General features: G+C 38.0%; 20 protein-coding genes. 19 read left to right on the top strand and 1 reads right to left on the bottom strand.

Going from position 1 to position 16,954, the window contains the following annotated elements; all coding sequences use genetic code 11:
• Positions 1-226: 226 nt before the first annotated feature.
• From HU830_RS05355 to HU830_RS05320, 8 genes are all read left to right on the top strand, one after another.
• The gene (locus HU830_RS05355) at positions 227-1,111 is read left to right on the top strand and encodes a hypothetical protein (RefSeq protein ID WP_176942752.1); all 885 of its coding nucleotides are present in this window, start codon (positions 227-229) and stop codon (positions 1,109-1,111) included.
• A 534-nt stretch (positions 1,112-1,645) separates the two neighbouring features.
• Entirely contained in the window at positions 1,646-2,218 is a 573-nt protein-coding gene (locus tag HU830_RS05350) for a DJ-1/PfpI family protein (protein WP_194946730.1), read from the top strand.
• Between the two features lie 345 nt (positions 2,219-2,563).
• A complete protein-coding gene (locus HU830_RS08905; RefSeq protein WP_228765823.1) occupies positions 2,564-2,797 on the top strand; it encodes a hypothetical protein in 234 nt (77 codons plus the stop codon).
• A gap of 869 nt (positions 2,798-3,666) precedes the next feature.
• Positions 3,667-4,002 carry a DUF2089 family protein gene (locus HU830_RS05340; RefSeq protein ID WP_176942751.1) on the top strand — a complete coding sequence of 112 codons (336 nt, stop codon included), beginning with the start codon at positions 3,667-3,669 and terminating at the stop codon, positions 4,000-4,002.
• 82 nt (positions 4,003-4,084) lie between these two features.
• Positions 4,085-4,447, top strand: a complete 363-nt coding sequence (locus HU830_RS05335; RefSeq protein WP_176942750.1) for a BlaI/MecI/CopY family transcriptional regulator — start codon at positions 4,085-4,087, stop codon at positions 4,445-4,447.
• 12 nt (positions 4,448-4,459) lie between these two features.
• Complete coding sequence (locus HU830_RS05330; RefSeq protein WP_176942749.1) at positions 4,460-5,599, top strand: M56 family metallopeptidase; 1,140 nt, start codon at positions 4,460-4,462, stop codon at positions 5,597-5,599.
• On the top strand, positions 5,589-5,855 hold the full coding sequence (locus HU830_RS05325; RefSeq protein ID WP_176942748.1) for a hypothetical protein: 267 nt from the start codon (positions 5,589-5,591) through the stop codon (positions 5,853-5,855). Before HU830_RS05330 ends, HU830_RS05325 begins: the two co-directional genes overlap by 11 nt.
• Positions 5,856-6,691: 836 nt before the next feature.
• Positions 6,692-7,048, top strand: coding sequence for an MFS transporter (locus HU830_RS05320; protein WP_228765821.1), 357 nt, complete (start codon positions 6,692-6,694; stop codon positions 7,046-7,048).
• A gap of 60 nt (positions 7,049-7,108) precedes the next feature.
• Here HU830_RS05320 and HU830_RS05315 read toward each other — a convergent pair whose 3' ends face one another.
• The gene (locus HU830_RS05315) at positions 7,109-8,194 is read right to left on the bottom strand and encodes an acyltransferase family protein (protein WP_176942747.1); all 1,086 of its coding nucleotides are present in this window, start codon (positions 8,192-8,194) and stop codon (positions 7,109-7,111) included.
• Between the two features lie 293 nt (positions 8,195-8,487).
• Between HU830_RS05315 and HU830_RS05310 the strand changes: the two genes are divergently transcribed.
• The 11 genes from HU830_RS05310 (at position 8,488) to rpsR (ending at position 16,738) form a co-directional block, all read left to right on the top strand.
• The gene (locus HU830_RS05310; protein WP_176942746.1) at positions 8,488-11,013 is read left to right on the top strand and encodes an excinuclease ABC subunit UvrA; all 2,526 of its coding nucleotides are present in this window, start codon (positions 8,488-8,490) and stop codon (positions 11,011-11,013) included.
• Positions 11,014-11,334: 321 nt separating this feature from the next.
• The gene (locus tag HU830_RS08900) at positions 11,335-11,502 is read left to right on the top strand and encodes a hypothetical protein (RefSeq protein ID WP_228765819.1); all 168 of its coding nucleotides are present in this window, start codon (positions 11,335-11,337) and stop codon (positions 11,500-11,502) included.
• Positions 11,503-11,832 (top strand): Fic family protein, encoded by a 330-nt coding sequence (locus HU830_RS08895; protein ID WP_228765817.1) that lies wholly within the window; start codon positions 11,503-11,505, stop codon positions 11,830-11,832. It begins immediately after the preceding gene.
• 555 nt (positions 11,833-12,387) lie between these two features.
• On the top strand, positions 12,388-12,933 hold the full coding sequence (nudC, locus tag HU830_RS05300) for an NAD(+) diphosphatase (protein ID WP_324196331.1): 546 nt from the start codon (positions 12,388-12,390) through the stop codon (positions 12,931-12,933).
• A gap of 281 nt (positions 12,934-13,214) precedes the next feature.
• Positions 13,215-13,667, top strand: coding sequence for a GNAT family N-acetyltransferase (locus HU830_RS05295; RefSeq protein WP_176942745.1), 453 nt, complete (start codon positions 13,215-13,217; stop codon positions 13,665-13,667).
• Positions 13,668-13,842: 175 nt separating this feature from the next.
• Complete coding sequence (locus HU830_RS05290) at positions 13,843-14,322, top strand: YbaK/EbsC family protein (protein WP_176942744.1); 480 nt, start codon at positions 13,843-13,845, stop codon at positions 14,320-14,322.
• Between the two features lie 140 nt (positions 14,323-14,462).
• Positions 14,463-14,732, top strand: coding sequence for a PadR family transcriptional regulator (locus HU830_RS05285; RefSeq protein ID WP_176942743.1), 270 nt, complete (start codon positions 14,463-14,465; stop codon positions 14,730-14,732).
• Positions 14,733-14,793: 61 nt separating this feature from the next.
• Entirely contained in the window at positions 14,794-15,192 is a 399-nt protein-coding gene (locus HU830_RS05280; protein WP_176942742.1) for a DUF1700 domain-containing protein, read from the top strand.
• 427 nt (positions 15,193-15,619) lie between these two features.
• Positions 15,620-15,916 (top strand): 30S ribosomal protein S6, encoded by a 297-nt coding sequence (gene rpsF, locus HU830_RS05275; protein ID WP_176942741.1) that lies wholly within the window; start codon positions 15,620-15,622, stop codon positions 15,914-15,916.
• Positions 15,917-15,954: 38 nt separating this feature from the next.
• Positions 15,955-16,452, top strand: a complete 498-nt coding sequence (gene ssb / locus HU830_RS05270; RefSeq protein WP_176942740.1) for a single-stranded DNA-binding protein — start codon at positions 15,955-15,957, stop codon at positions 16,450-16,452.
• Positions 16,453-16,501: 49 nt separating this feature from the next.
• On the top strand, positions 16,502-16,738 hold the full coding sequence (rpsR, locus tag HU830_RS05265; protein WP_176942739.1) for a 30S ribosomal protein S18: 237 nt from the start codon (positions 16,502-16,504) through the stop codon (positions 16,736-16,738).
• Positions 16,739-16,954: the final 216 nt, after the last annotated feature.

The following is a 16,954-nucleotide window of genomic DNA, read 5'->3' as shown; positions in this document are numbered from 1 at the left end:
AATGTTAGAACAAATGTAACTCCGTTTTTTAGAATACTTATTAATAGTTTTTTTGTCAATAATTAATCATAAAAAATTAAAAATATTTTTTGTTATTAGATTATTTAAGTGTAAAAATGAATTTAATGATTTTTATTTACTGCTGGAAATTTATAATGTAATATTAAATATCTAATAGTTAATTTAAAGTTACTACAGTATTTTTATTTTTAAAAGGGGAAGTAACATGTTAAAATCGCGTCAGATCATTTTTTTAAGTGTTTTAGGCCTGTTTTTCGGATTAATTTATGTCCGAAATAGTTCTCTAGCTATTAGTGAGCAGGAAGTTGATAATTTATATCAAGATGCGGTGAAAAACAGTAAAGTTGTATCTTACAAATATAGTTATCAAGTTTTTAAAGATAATATCTATTTGTTTGAACAGCAGTATCAGAATTTAGTGAAAAATAAACAACTTGATGTCAGTAATATTACATTTGAGCAGTGGCTTCAACAAAATAACTATGGCGCTTTTCCTGATGGAACCGTATATGATTATAATAAGCCAAAGTCTCTAATGCGATCTCAGGAAGATAATGCGGTGAAATTTGAAAAAGATGTACAAAAAGGGGATATCATAATTGAAGGAGGGACTAGTTCATCTGGACCTTTTATTGGACACGTTGCGATAGCCACTACCAATAATATTGTTCTAGAAATGACTGGTGGTAGTGATTGGTATAAGGGCATTCTAGATAATAATAATCAATTTCTTGTTAAAGATTGGCTACGCGGAGAAGATGGTTCTCCTCGTCATATAAATAACTGGTTGCGTATTTATCGATTAAAAGATCAGGATATCGCAAGTAAAGCCGCTACTTGGGGTGATTGGCGTTTTTATAGTTCGACACATGGTTGGATTAAGGATCGACATATTCGGTATTTAATTAATACACAATTAAGAGTTTTTGATCCTAATTATTGTTCTAAGCTGGTTTATCAAGCTTACTATTATAGTAGTGGTAGTCTACCCGTTCTTAAACCTGCACCTATAGGTGGTCAAGGGGTGGTCGTTCCGTCGCTTTTACCGAATTGGTTTAATTACCAAATAAATAATATTGGAACTTACTAAAGAATAAATTAATGTAAACCGAACCTTAAAGCTTTACTAGAGTCAATTTAGTAAATATGACTTTTAAATTAGCAGATATCATTTAATTACTGCTTAAATTTATATAAAAATATTATAGATACTATGAGTGGAGATAATTAGAATTACCGTAGTATTAGTTTTAGGATGGACTGGCTTCTTTTCTATCTTATGGAACACGTCTATTCGATTTTATCAAATGTGAAGATGTTTTTATCATAGGTCCAGAAACTTTAGGCATGAAAAAAGTCAGCTTAGCTTTAGCTGGCTGAGGGCTTAATCTTATAGGCTGGCACCGTTTTACGGTTTGGAGGAAGCCCTGTTCAAGCAGGGCTTCTTTTAATACTTAAAGTACCACAGAAAAGAGTTGGAGAAAAATCTTTCCATAATCTATATTTAAGATATTATTTAATTTAGTTAATTCGATATACATATATTTCAAGTAGTATAATAATTAAAAAAAAGGGCTAGAGCAGTATTAGTAGGAGGCTATATTCTGTGAAATAAGCGGTTTTTTTGATATTAGACGAATATGCTGATTGGGAGAGCGCTTACCTCTCAAGTATCTTAAATCAGGATTCCAAATGGGAAGTCAAAACGGCTTCACTTGCAAAGGAAGTAGTTTCAATTGGGCGATTTAAGACGGTAGTTGATTATCAATTAGCAGAAGTACCTACCGATTGTGAATTGTTAATATTGGTTGGTGGGAATTCTTGGACGATCGAAAATGATCTATTAAAGCGAATAGTGCAAGATCGTTTAACTAATGGTAAATTTACTGGAGCTATTTGTGGAGCGGTTGATTATCTTGCCCAAAATGGATTACTTACTGCTTTCAAGCATACTGGCAATGCCCAATATTTATGGAAAAATTTTAGCAAATATCAAAATAAAACCGAGTTTGTCGAAAAGCAGGCGGTGCCTGATCGGCACCTAGTCACTACTAATGGGACAGCCGCTTTAGAATTTACGCAGCAAGTCTTAAAAATGATTCGTTTTAAAGATAATCAACAAATTGATAAAGATATTTATTTATCCAAAGCGGGTTTTTACCAGTATTGTAATAAATACGGTAACCCCTTCGTTTAATTGTTAGCCAGGAGATGAATGGTTATTTTTGTAGATAAGTTTCAGCTGTCTCCAGATCAAAATCGACGTTTTATCTGAATGAACTTTACTAAATTGGTTCATAGAACTTCGCGCTTTGAAGGGATAAGAACCACCCTGATTCTAATCTAAACAATTATTGATGGCTTAGAGGTTGATGGTGTTCCAATTGACGATATTAATACAATTGTTGCTCTGAAAAAGGGTTGGCAGTTAATCACTCAAGATGAGCAGCCTTTTAATTTAAATTTTGAAAAGAAAATTAATCAAGTAGTAGCTGCCAAAGATGCTCTATTTCTTGGTGAATTAAGAACTGGTCAAGGTGGAGTGGATCTCGGAGAGGGATATTATTTTGAGCCACCATTGATTGATGAAGAGCAGGAAAACGACTTTGTTAATAAGTTAATGAATTCATCTAAGACAACGACTGATAAGGCTTTAACCCTGATCTATCATAATCTGCACCAACGGATTTTTGGGACGGTAATAAGCGAACGGCAACTATTGCAGCTAATAAAATCATGGTTGATGGTGGCGCGGGAATTATTAATGTACCACTAAATCAATGGTCTCAATGGAATCGGCTAGTTATTGATTACTATTTTAGTGGGGATATAACCCAGATTAAAAATTGGACCTATGAGCACGGTATTTGGAGGAATTGCTAAGCAAACCTTAGAAAAAGCTAAAAAGAAATATTCAAAATAAGCCCACTGGTGATAATTAGATCATCCATTTTAATCGCTCTTGCTGACTATCGGAAAATTAGAATATGGTACAAAATACAAAAAGTGTCGCAATTTGCGACACTTTTTAAGTTACGAATAGAAAATTATTTCTCAAATTTGGCACTCAAGCCAAAAATAAAAAATTATCAAAAAAGATAAGTTAAGTTAGAAAAAACCTTAAAATCCTATTCTAATAGGGAAAAGCGTTACCATAAATCAATTTCTTTTCAGCGACAGACCGGCTAGAATCCAAAATAATTTCGAATTCCTCACAATTTAACAAATATACCTAAATTTAAAGATAACATTTGCTAATTATGTGCTACAATCAAGTTACAGGAATTTTTCCTGTACTGATTCCAATTCGATGGTGATTCGTTGCTTATTTCCAATTCTAGGTGTCTATTTGGGTGGACCCTAGGCTACTCCTTTCTCTAGAACAATTTCATTTAGATTATTTTATTATCCATATTATAGTCCACCATCGGATAAATCTATGGAAGAGCCCCGTGATTTGGTCGTGGCGGGGTTCTTTGTTGTCTAGTTTAAAAGTCACCAACTCCTTCCTAGCACACTTTTATAAAACAAGTTAATATATTTCCAAATTGAAAAATTAAGCTGAAGGTCTAATAAAATAAATTCAATTAATTATTGCCTTTTAAGTCAACTTAATTTAAAGTTGCTACTAAGGAGGTGATTCTTATGAGTCCTTGGTATATTGAATTATCAGATGATGATTTAGAATTTATTAGAAACTTTGTTGCATTGTCAGGATCATTAAAGAAAGTTGCTGAATTGTATGGTATTTCTTATCCTACAGTCAGAATTCGTCTTGACGGAATCATCAGGAAATTGAACGCTGTAGAAGAGCGTGAGAAGGATCCATTCCTAGTCAAAGTCATGCGTCTGGCGACAGACGGGGCGATTACTTTATCCATTGCACGAGAAATTATCGAAATCTACGAAGAAGAAGAAGTTGTTAAATCTAAAGCAGAGATGACAACAAATTCTGAAGGGGATAAAAGTAAAGATGAATAATGGATATTTTTAAACTGGCTGATTTAAAATTCACCAATTTAGTTGTAAAATTGGTGAAATACAGAATAAGGAGGTGGACTTAATGAAAAAATTTAACTTTACAAAGCGTGAATTGCAAATTATGCAGGTTCTTTGGAACAATCACGAAGCCTTGTCAGCTAAAGAGATCGCAGCGACAGATTCTAAGTTGAGTCAAAATACGGTGCAGACTGTTTTGAGACGGTTACTTTCTAACGATATGATCAAAACTGCTGGAGTTGGGTATAGCGGGACCGTCTTGACTCGACAGTATCGTCCAGCTATTAGTCAAGAAGCTTACTTGGACTCCTTGGTTTCTCGCGGGAGCATGTTGCAATTAGTAGCACAATTTATCGGCAAAAGTAGCGAAGCAGAACTAACTCAAATCGAAGACTATATCCAAGAACAGCGTAAGAATAAGGATTAATAAGAGGAAACTATGCATTTATCTTTATCGTCAATATTAATCTCAATTCTATTTGCTACGTTACTAATTGTAATCTTTGAATTTATTTTAGATAAAACATCGCTATATAAGGTATTTCGAGTCGATTTCTTATTATCATTTTGTGTTCTACTTGTTGTTAGGTTATGTCTTCCAGTTGAGTTAATTAACACTAAAACTATTAAAGCTCCGCACTTTTTATCGGTACTTTATGAATTCTTGCATCAAGATTTATTGACCTATCATGGGCTTTATATTGATCCGTGGTTGATTATAATAGTTGTTTGGACTATTGGTGTAGCTATTAAAGTTAGTTTGCTGATTTATCACCAAACTCATAGTTCGAGAATTATTGAGCAATTGTTGGAACCGGTCAAATTTGAATCATCAAATAAGCATAGTAAGTTTAGACATCATACTATTCCGATTTATTATTTAGATTTTTCGGGATCTCCTTTTGTTGTTGGTTTACTAAAGCCCAAAATTATTATCCCTAAGCAATTAGAAAATAGTAAATATTTGGATTTTATTCTTAGTCATGAAGTTCAGCACATTCGGAATCATGATTTGTGGAGTAAAGCAGTTGTAGAGCTTGTGATTTGTCTATATTGGTGGTTTCCACCGATTTATCGTTTTAGAACTCAGTTTGCATTAGTTCTAGAGATGTATGTTGATTCTCAAGTTGAACGGAAGATTGATCGCAATGATTCTGATCTTGTCTACGCAGAAAGCTTAGTTGAAATTTCAAAGAGTATAAGTGGAGGTTCTAAGAAAAAGGATTCATTACTTTCTTTGCAGTTTACAATTGCTGAAGAACACACATTATCTCGCAGAATTAAGTTTATGTTTGAAGACCATCGTTTTAAACATACTCATCTGGTATCAATTATTGTGATTCCATTATTACTTTTTCTTGTTACTTCAATAGTTGTTGAACCGGATATCTCCAATGCTCCCAATACAAAGGGAACTTACAGAGTATATCCGAAAGGCAATTCTAAAGATTATTTATTGAAAAAAGGTAAAAAGTATTATTTAGTTATTGATGGTCATATTGTGGGCACAGTAGATAATATTAAAGATCCGTCAGTCAACAAACTAAAAATTCGTGAGGAGAAGCTCAGTGGAAAATAAGAAGCAACGTTTAACTTGGAGTTTAGTTATAGCTATTTTTAGTTTAGGAATCTTCTGTTTTCATTCCCAAGTAAGTCAAGCAGCTACTACCAATACAGAGAGTATTTCGTCAGAACAGCAAATTTCTCAAAATGTTCATGCAGAAACTTTTAAGCCATTTCTATACTGGCACTTTAAGTCAATTAACGGTCATGTATATAAGCGGCTCTATGATCATACCAACCTTCATTGGATTGGTGGATGGATCCGAGTTTAATGTTAAAGTTAATTTGCTTTCCACCCAAATATGACTGATAGCTTAGTTTCGTAGATGAACGGAGTGGGCTATTTTTATTTCTGGCATAATAAAAAGGCCGAACCAGAAGGCGGCTGACCTTTTTATCGTGGGGGGTTATAATTACAGAGAAAGGCGTGTAATTACCTGAAAAATTCACGATAATTACTCAATCTCATAACGAGTTGACGTATTTGGGTTGCAAAGTTATTGTATCACACAATCTACTTTGATTTCTTTGAAATTTTCAATAAAGATAGATTTTAATTGATGAATTAGTTAAGTTATTAGAAATCACTGGTTTTTGCGACAGAAAATAAGTCTATAAATAATATAATCCCCAAAAATTTAATTTTGAGAATTATATCGTAGCTTTGACTTTGACTGCGGTCAGCGTCTGAGGGGCTAACCTTGGTCACCGCTAGAAGGGGATTTGATAGTCCCACAGCCATAGGACCATCTTTAGTATAGGATGTTCCGGCGATTTCGCCTATAGCAATTTGGGTCAATCTGTCTAAATTATGATCCAATTTACTCGAAAATTAGAAAAATCTTTGTTGGCAGCCAGCCAGATGAATACGAAAAGTCGTTTCAAAGCCATACCTAGTGTGAAGGGTATGGTTTTTATATTATCTAAAATTGGAATTCCTAGTCAGTAACTGTCAGGGTCTCCTCTTTAAGAAAATTTATAAAAGTTAGAGTATTAGTCAAGGGGGTAATTTAAAACTAGAGAAAGCAGGTGATCTGACTTGTTAAAATTTTTCGGTTATTAGCATCAAAACAATTCCTTCATTTAACTAAACTGGCGGGCTGGAGTCTTGCTGTCAGCGAGCACTATTGGCGCTGGTTTAAGTACGCTATTACTTTTGATCAGTACGAATTATATTTATATCGGCCTCGTCTTAGGGCTAGTCAGTTTTTTTACTAATATCAATGTCATTATTTACTTTACCTTGCGGCAGCGAACTGTTCCGCAAGAGTTACTGGGACGAGTGGCAGTAACGCGGATGGTTTCTTTCGCCTCTATTCCCGCGGGCTCTTGGTTTGGGGGCCTATTATTAAATCACGGTTACTCGATGTGGGTAGTCATCTTATTAGTCGGAATTATTCGAACACTAACTGGTTTAGGAGCACGTTGGTCGCTCTTGGGTAAAGAAAAACAGTTATTATTATAAAACTTGGAAAAGTAAGCGGCCCTGAAATAATTAAGAGTTTTCAGGTATTGTTAGCGAGAATTATTGCTGATGAGGGGCCTTGATTTTACGGACCAGAACTGCCCCAGCTTGGAAGAGGACTTGGCGGAAGTTATCACAGATCAAGCCCACAATCAGGATGCTAGCAGCCACCAAGAGGGCTTGCGGGAAGATCCACAACGAACATTTTTGGGCGCCAGCATTGATCAGATGATTCCACAGCCAGGGGCTGAGTAAGAGATTGTCGTGAATCAAATAGACACCAAAGACGCCGTGAGCTAAGTAATTAATGGATTGCCGCTGCTTAGGTGGGCGTCGAAGAACAAGAAGAAAAATAGCGGCGGCGTTGATTAACTGAAAGGGACTAGAGCTAACGTAATAACGCCAGACGACGGAAGAACGGACCCCGCTTTGTTGGCGCCAACTTTCAAGGAGATTAATACTTAAAGTCGATAAATAGAGGAGTAGTAAGCAGCTAGCAATAATTAGGTAAAGCTGCTTGTTGGAGATTTTTTGCCAAAAGTGGGGGAACCTTTGCAGGTAACCTCCGACCAGGTAAGTGATGATTAATGTGGGGATATTGTCGTTGGTTAAGCCGAGAGCGTGGTTACCGGTGGTACATTCGATGAAGGTCAGAGCCAGCAAGAAAAGTAAAAGATAAGAGTAGTGTTTGAAGTCTAGACGTTGAACGGCAAAATTGATCACGGGAGCAAGAATTACAAGGCCAAAATAAGCGGTCACGAACCAATAAGCTCCAGTGGTTAAGGGAAATAAAGCCTGCAGGAGATTTTTGCCATGCCAGGGTAAGTGCAAAATTCCGACCCCAAAGCCAAATAAGACCACGGCGTAAAACCAGACTTGCAGCCATAACTTTCCCAAACTAGCCCAATTGGGACTCTGTCTGGTAGATTGGCTCAAGAAATAGGCGCTGATTAGGATGAAAAGATTAACTCCCAGCTTACCGCCGGCCCATAGCCATTGGATTGCGGTTCGGAGCCAGAGGTCAGTTTGTTGAAAGTCCCAGTTAGTGTAAAAAATGAAATGTCCCAAGACAATCAGAAACATAGAAAAAATTCGCAACCCTTCAAGATTAGAATTTCGGGGTTGTTTAGTGGTCGGGTTCGACATCGATAAACTCCTTTAAACAAGTTGCATTTCTTTTTTGCGCTAGTAAGAAACAAAAAGTGATTTACCTAAGATTATACAACTTCTATTAAGGCGAGATTGGAAACTTGGGCGATTGGTAAAGAGACTCTTCGTTAACTAAGAATTTTGATTATTAAGAGGAAGTTTTAGATATCCGACTAAAATCATAATCTGGGGCTGATTTTTCTTTTCCGGTTGAGTTGCGGGTCCCTTTTGTTACAATGAAAACGAAAAGGAGCTTTCTTGGCGCAAGCAAGCTCAGAGGGGGACAGTTGATGTCAGAGATTAGGCAAATTGAAGTGCGCGGTGGTCAAGTGCACAATTTAAAACAAGTTGATATTGATATTCCGTTAAATAAGTTAGTCGTAGTTTCGGGACTTTCCGGTTCGGGAAAAAGTTCTTTAGCGATGGGAATTTTGTATGCTGAAGGTTCTCGGCGTTATTTAGAAGCTTTGTCGACTTATACGCGGCGGCGGCTCGGGCAAAGTAAAACCGCCCAGGTGCGCGAGATTCGCCATATTCCGGCAGCAATTGCCTTGCGTCAACGTCCGGGAGTCCCTTCAGAACGATCAACAGTTGGGTCAATGAGTGAGTTGTTGAATATCGTTCGTTTGATTTTTTCGCGCTTAGGCTCGGTGGTTTGTCCTAATGGTCATCGCTTGGCACCTAGTCTAGATATTGCTCAAGCCATGGACTTACCTGACGAAAGGATGGGGCAGTTGACTTGTCCGACTTGTGGCGTTCAGTTTGCGGCTCGGTCAGCAGCAGATTTTTCTTTTAATGCCGGGGGAGCTTGTCCGACTTGCCAAGGAACCGGTCAGGTTCAGGAATTAGATGAAAGTAAATTAATTGGCGATCCGACTTTGACTTTGGATCAAGGTGCGGTGGCTTCTTGGCGCTTACCGGGCCGAAATTTCATGCCCAAAGTGGCGGAAACTCTGGGGGTGCGTCTCAATGTACCTTATCAGGATTTGACAGCTGAGGAAAAAGAGATCGTCTTGCATGGCGCTAAAAAACGCTATCCTATCGATCTGCATACAAATACTGGTCGGGTATTTCATAGCGAAAGTACCCTCTATGAAAATGCCTATGAGGCTGTTTATGACTCCATGCAAACAAGTAAAAGTGAAAGTTCCGTCAAGAAGATTAGTCGTTTCTTCCACTTTTCGGTTTGTCCAACTTGTCAGGGGCATCGTTTCGACCCGCAATTATTAACGCAACTAGTTGGCGGTCAAAATATTGTTGAGGTATCGGAATTGACCCTAGGAGACTTGGAGAATTGGGTACAAACAACGCAGGCTCAATTACCAGCTAATATGCAGACCTTAGCTAAAAATCTATTTCAGAATTTACACACTACTTTGCGACCGTTATTAGAACTCGGGTTGGATTATTTAACCTTGGCCCGGCGGGGCAATACTCTTTCGACGGGTGAATTGCAGCGAATCCAGTTAGCCAAAACGCTGCGGACTGAGACCACTGGAGTTCTCTATGTCTTGGATGAACCCTCGATTGGCTTGCACCCCGATAATGTACGAGGCTTGATTCATATTTTGCGCTCTTTGATTGCCCGAGGGAATTCTTTGGTAGTTGTCGATCACGAAGTGGATTTGATTCAAGCCGCTGATTGGGTGATCGAAGTTGGACCGGGCTCTGGCGCTAAGGGTGGACAAATTATTGCGACCGGAACTCCGCAAGATTTGACTCATAATCCGCAGTCTTTAATTGGACCCTTTATTTCCGGGCAAGCACAAATTATGCATCCTAAGCAAGCCGTAGTTGGAAAAGAGACAGATGTCCAAACCCAGATTCAAGTCCAGCAGTATTTTAACTTGCATGATTTGAGGGTTGCTTTTCCGGAAAAGCAAATTACCGCCGTCACTGGTTTTTCCGGAGCCGGCAAAACCAGTTTAATTTTAGAAAGCCTAGTTCCAGCGGTCCAGCAGGCAGCGGCCCAGCAAGATTTACCCGCGCAAGTCACGCAATTAACGACGAATTTGCGGCAAGTGGTTAGCGTGGATGCCAAGCCAGTTGGTAAAAATACGCGTTCTAGTGTTGCCACTTATACCTCGATCATGGATCACCTGCGGACTTTATTTGCCGCCCTGCCTAAGGCTCAAGAACAGGGTTATGGCCGAGCTTATTTTTCCTATAATAACAAACAAGGAGCCTGTCCTCATTGTGGTGGTTTAGGAACGATTGGCCTCGATTTGCAGTATTTGCCCGATATGGAAGTGGCTTGCCCCGTTTGCCAAGGGAAACGCTTCAAGCCGGAAGTTCAACAATTTCGGTGGCAAGACTATACAATTATCGATTTGTTGAATCTTTCCGTTTGTGCAGCAATTCCCGTGTTCCAAGCAGTGCCAGCGATTGTTAAACAATTACAGTTATTACAAGAAGTCGGTTTAGACTATCTTCATTTAGGTGAGAGTACGCCCGCGCTTTCTGGTGGGGAAGCTCAGCGCTTGAAATTGATGCGCCATTTAAATAAAAAGCAAGCTGGGACCTTGTTTGTCTTTGATGAGCCTTCAGTGGGACTCCATCCCTTAGATGTTCAGACTCTCTTGGGAGTTTTCAATCAATTGAAAGCTCAAGGAGCCACAATTATTATGATTACCCATGATTTAGATTTAATGGCTAATGCCGATTACCTCGTGGATCTAGGCCCTCGAGGGGGCAGTAACGGCGGACAATTATTGGCGGCTGGTGTGCCCCAGCAATTGGTAAAAACAGAGCAAAGTTTAACTTTAGACTATTTAAAAGAACACTATCAGAAATTTGGTTTATTAAAAGACGAGTAATTTAATTGTAGTTAATAAATAACGTCCACTAAAAAATGTGGACGTTATTTTTGGTTTAATACGATAGAAGGAGAATATTGGCCGAGTTATTTTGCAGCATAAGCATATCTTCAGTAGTAATCTTTCAGACCTATTTTCTCACAAACACCGTAAGTTAATTAGCTTGATATTGAGTAATGCCAATAGAGATATTATTTACTTTTTCAGGATCATTTATATGATTTTCGGTATCAAATGGCATAAAATGATACCGAAAGTAGTGAGCTGATCCTGAAAAAATTTGATTATAAATCTTTAAATAATTTAGCTATAACTGCTTCAATGAATGACAAGTTAAACCAAATTTATGAACTTAAAGGGCGCTTATCAGCTACACAGATCACCTATAAAGAGGCTTTAGATCGCTTGCTTAATGTTGCTAAAGTCCAGAGTGCCGATGCTTCTAATCGGATTGAGGGAATTTATACCAGTAACACTCGTTTAAAATAATTGGTTCATCAAAAAACCAAGCCGCGTAATCGTAGTGAGGCAGAAATTGCGGGTTACCGGGATGTATTAGCTTTAGTTCATGCACGATATATCTATATTCCGATTAGTAGTAGCTCAATTTTAACGCTACATAAACGTTTGTTTAGTTACACCAGCAGTACTTGGGGTGGCCAATTTAAAGATTCTGACAATCCAATCATTATCGAATATGCAGGTGGTAGACAAGAAGTTTGTTTTCAACCACCAGCAGCATATTTAACCCCACAATTGATTCAGGAACTTTGTGCTGATTATAATTTGAAAATAATTTTAAAATTATTTTGGATCTAAATTTTTTAGGATTGATGAATCAAGCGACTTCATCTGGCCGAACTAGATATAGCCCACCTGCCATCTATTTAAAGGACGATAGTCAAAAAGAACTGCATCCCCCTTGCTGGGAGCACAGTTTTTTGGTGGTACCTAGATGCCCCAAGGATTAATGCTCGTTTACAAGCTCGAAAACAAAAGTAGCAGCTAAAGCATTCTAGACTTCAAAAATAAAATTGTTTCACGTGAAACACAACTGATTTGGGGGGGAGTTAATTTAAGAAGGTGGCCAGTAGCATGTTACGAGATATTTAGCCAAAAGTTTTAGATAATCAGGATCATAGATTAAGGAAACCGAAGAAAGGCGACTTTATAGTAATTTGTCGTTCAAATAAAGTGCTTTTATCAAACTCTAAACTATTACCAAGCTTTGAATTTGTTGATCAAGAATGGAATTTTCCGTGGACTGACTACCGTTACCTATTATCGGTTGATGATCGTTCCTTTTTTCTAGTAATGGCTCCCGTAAAAGAAAATAATGCTTACCATTTTGAAGCAACCTAGGTCTTGCGGGGCGTGCAACCCCAGTGGCTTAGTTTTGCTAGTGCCACGGCAACACATCTTGGCTGGTGGTATAATGCGCACCGCTTTTGTGGGATTTGCGGCAAGCCCTTGGTACAATATACTGTCGAGCGGGCCTTGGTATGTATGGATTGTCAAGAAAAGATTTATCCTGAAATTACTCCAGCAATTATTGTAGCAATTACGAATGGAGAAAAAATTTTACTGACGAAGTTTCTCACCGGTTATCAAAAGTACGCGTTGCTTTCCGGCTACGTTGAAATCGGAGAAACCTTGGAAAAGACTCTTAAAAGAGAAGTTTTTGAAGAAGTAGGACTTTCTATTCACGATATTCAATATTATAGCAGCCAACCTTGGCCCTTTGCGCATTCTTTATTGGTCGGATTCACAGCTAAATTAGATGAAGATTTACCGATTAAACTTGAAACCGATGAACTTTCTGAAGCTCGTTGGTTTGAGCGAGACAAAATTCCACATGATGATCAGCCACTTAGTCTGACTTGGACGATGATTGAAGCTTTTCGCAACCATAAATTTTAAACTAAAAAGCGAGTGCGGAAGTTTTTTAAGAAAAGTAGTTCCACTTTTGAATCAAAATAATCGCAACTTCTAAATCTTGTCAAAAAATTGTTTCACGTGAAACAAATCTACAGTGAGTTTGATAGCTCTCTTTCCTTGTTTTAGCTTCGAAGTTAGAGCACATTGAAATCAATTAAATGTTGTTAGTAATCATTACCATCTAGCAGCAGGCTTTCTCCATTAGGGCGTCGTTTACGATAAGGAGAGAGTTTGCTGCTTTTTTAATAATTATGGAGAAAAATATGGAAACAATAGTTACTGTGCAATTAATCAAGTACCTTAAACCAACAATTTTAGTGGAAATTTTAGCCGCGCGAACAAAAGTCTTTGTGGTAGAACAAAAATGTACCTATCAAGAGATGGATGCCAAAGACTTTACCGCTTGGTATGTTCAATTACGGCAGAATCAGCAGTTAGTAGTTTACGCCCGGATCGTTGCTCATGATGAGCCAAACTTTATTAGCTTTGGTCGGGTGCTGGTAGTAGATAAATATCAGCATCAACAGTTGGGAACCCAGCTAATAAAGGCTACTTTAGCGGCAATTAAAGAGCGTTATCCACAGCAGGCAATTAAAATTCAAGCCCAAAATTATTTACGCGATTTTTATGCTGAATTTGGTTTTCAAGCTGTGTCAGCAGTATATTTGGAAGATGGAATTCCGCATGTGGATACGGTTCGAACACCATTGGAGTAGGGGAGGCAATTAAGACCATGATTATCAAAGGGAAAATGGGATTTGATTAACTTATTTAGGTCGAATATCTATAAAAAATGGTGATCTAAGCTAATCTATAGACTGTTAAAATTACTCTCCAGCAGTAATTAATACTCTCTGAATTAACAGGATCTTTGAGAAAGGAAATAAAATCATGCCTAATATTTATCTTCAGCGGTTAGTTAATGAGCAATTACCTTATGAAATTCGCCGTCATGCCCCGGTTTGGCAGATGCAGGATGCGGCCAACCTTGCTCTAGATTGTCTGCTTGTCAAAAGTTTACTTTTACATGATCAGCGGACAAACGCTTACTATTTAATACTCTGTGGGCCGGAAGAGAAATTGAAGTTTGGTAAATTGGCTAACTTACTGGCCACTAGTCGTAGTCAGCTGAAATTTGCGAGCTCTGAAGAGTTACAAAGAATAATGCAGACTGTTCCAGGAAAGGTCAGTCCTTTAATTCTGGCCACCGCTTCTCCCGTAAAGGTTCTGATTAGTAATCATTTGTTTGACCAGCCGAAATTAGGCATGCACGCAGGAACTAATACCGAAACCGTCATCTTGAGCTATCAGAGTCTAATTGCGCATTTAAACAACCAAAAAATCACTTTTTATCAACAATCTCCTGTCTAAGTGGCTAATCCTGAATATTTGTAAAAGATTACCGATATTCTATTTTTTTTGAGATTTTGCTTTTTGTTGAGCTAGAGAGGAATTGTATCAGGAAGTTCTTTACTTTTTTATACATAGTATCATGCATAAGGAGGTAAGTTATGAACCCCCAATTGAAAAAAGGATTGTTAGATGTTTGTGTTTTGGCGCAGTTACAGCGTTCCGAGTCAACACTCTATACCATCTTGAAACGTTTGTTAGCCCAAGGGGCGATAACAGTTAAAAAGCAGATTTATCATAGTCACGTTCGTAAGTATTATCGGATTACGGCCATTGGAGAAGATAAAATCACGCAATTCATCGCTGATTGGGATTCGGTAGAAGCTATCGTCCACTTTATCCAGGAAGGAGCAGTCGATGACAAAAGCTGAATTTTTACGAGAATTAAGGTCTCAATTACAAGAGACAGGTGTCCGCTAGCCCTAACAATATTTGAGTTATTATGAAGAATATTTAGACGATTTGATTGATCATGGAGCTAGTGAAGTTCAAGCACTGGAACAAATTGGAAGTATTCCGGAGATTGTGGCAACTATTGCTAGTGAAAATAAAGAAGTGAAAGTAAAAAGAGCTAATCCTTTTAGTTGGATGCTTATTTTATTGGGACTACCTCTCTGGGGGCCGCTCTTACTGGGACATTTAATTGTTTTTGCTTCAGTAATTTTTTCTGCGTTGGCTTGTAGCTTAGCCTTTGGTTTCTCAGGAATCTGGTTCTTAGTAATTAGTTCCAGCATTTGGTGGCATTTTGGGGGGGCTACTTCTTGTGGCAACTTGGTTCAGTCGCTATTCTTTTGGGACTGGCGCTTATCTTCTGGCAATTACTTTTGGTAGGCTGGCAGCAGCTGAAAAATTTCTACAATTACATTAGAAGTTTTAGAGTTAACGGAGGACGCAAACAATAGGATTAAAAAATTTAGTTGGCGTTGGCTGATAATTGGCTTCTTGCTAGTTTTACTGAGGGGGCTTTGTTGCTCACAGGTGGCCAATTCTTTGGAAGTCAGTTTCCTAGACCTGCTGAAAGATTTGAATGATTACGAAAACATCAGCTGGTCTTTTTAAAAAGTATTTTGTTTTTTCGGTAAAAATAATTTCTGGCGGGTAATTTGAAGACAGAGCGTAAGATAGTTTTAGTTTTTGATTGGAAATCAAAGCTAAAGATGATATAATGTAAATCTGTGGGTATAGCCTCAATTGAGGCCCGTACTCCTTGGAAGTACCAGCGAGTATTTCCCATTAGTCCAAAAGGAGGTGAGCAGTCATGGCTCAAACACATTACGAAATCACTTATATTATCAAACCTGATTTAGCAGAAGATGCTAAGAAAAGTTTGATCGAACGTTTCGACCAAATTCTTAAAGATAATGGTGCTGAAGTGCTTGATTCTAAAGACTGGCAAAAACGTCGTTTCGCATACGAAATCGGAGGTTACAATGAAGGTACTTACCACATTGTGAACGTTAATTCCGATAATCGGGAAGCAATCGACGAATTTGACCGGTTAGCAAAATTCGAAGATGGCATTATTCGTCACATGATTATCAAGCGCGATAAATAATTGTTTCATGTGAAACATTTTAAAGGGAGATCGGAATTATGATTAATAGAAGTGTCTTAGTTGGACGTTTGACGCGTGATATTGATTTACGCTACACGTCTAGTGGAACTGCTGTTGCTAGTTTTACCTTGGCTGTTGATCGTTCGTTTACTAACGCTAACGGTGATCGAGACGCTGATTTTATTAATTGTGTGATTTGGCGTAAAGCGGCGGAAAACTTCGCTAATTTTACGCACAAGGGTTCCTTGGTTGGCATTGATGGACGGATTCAGACCCGAAATTACGAAAACCAACAGGGACAAAGAGTTTACGTGACAGAAATTGTCGTGGAAAACTTTGCCTTACTGGAACCGAAATCCGCTAATAATCAAAATAATTCTATGAATAACAATAATCCGAATCCTGCCGCCAATAATTTTGGTGGTCAAAGTAAGCCGGCGGCTCCGACGAACACTAATAACAATAGTGCGCCAGCGGATCCGTTTGCGGACAACGCGCGATCAATTGATATTTCAGATGATGATTTACCATTTTAAGGGTTTAATTTAAGAATTCTTACTTTAAGAATGAAGGGAGAAACTAAACATGGCACAACAACGTCGTGGTGGCCGTCGTCGCCGGAAGGTTGACTTCATCGCCGCTAACCATATTGAATATATTGATTATAAAGATGTTGATTTGCTGAAACGGTTTATTTCCGAACGGGGTAAGATTTTACCACGTCGAGTAACCGGAACCAGCGCTAAGAACCAACGTCGTCTAACAATTGCGATTAAACGTTCCCGAGTAATGGGATTGTTACCATTTGTTGCTGAAGATTAATTAGTAGAAGAGAATCCGAACAGTCCTTGGCTTGTTCGGATTCTTTTTTTCTACCTTTAGTCAAGGGTTAATATTGATCTAGTAGGTGGTAAGTTTAAATTGCTGAAAGAAAGCAGATTCAATTCCGGACTTTCTCCAACATAATTACGATTTTGATTTTTTGATTATTGGAATTAGCAAAATTAATTGTGATTTCCAACATCCCAATTTGAATTA

Origin of the sequence: Bombilactobacillus apium, from assembly GCF_013385145.1 — a bacterium.
Taxonomy (GTDB): Bacteria; Bacillota; Bacilli; order Lactobacillales; family Lactobacillaceae; genus Bombilactobacillus; species Bombilactobacillus apium.
Note: the sequence above shows the minus strand (reverse complement) of the source record. Positions and strands in the feature narration are given on the sequence as shown.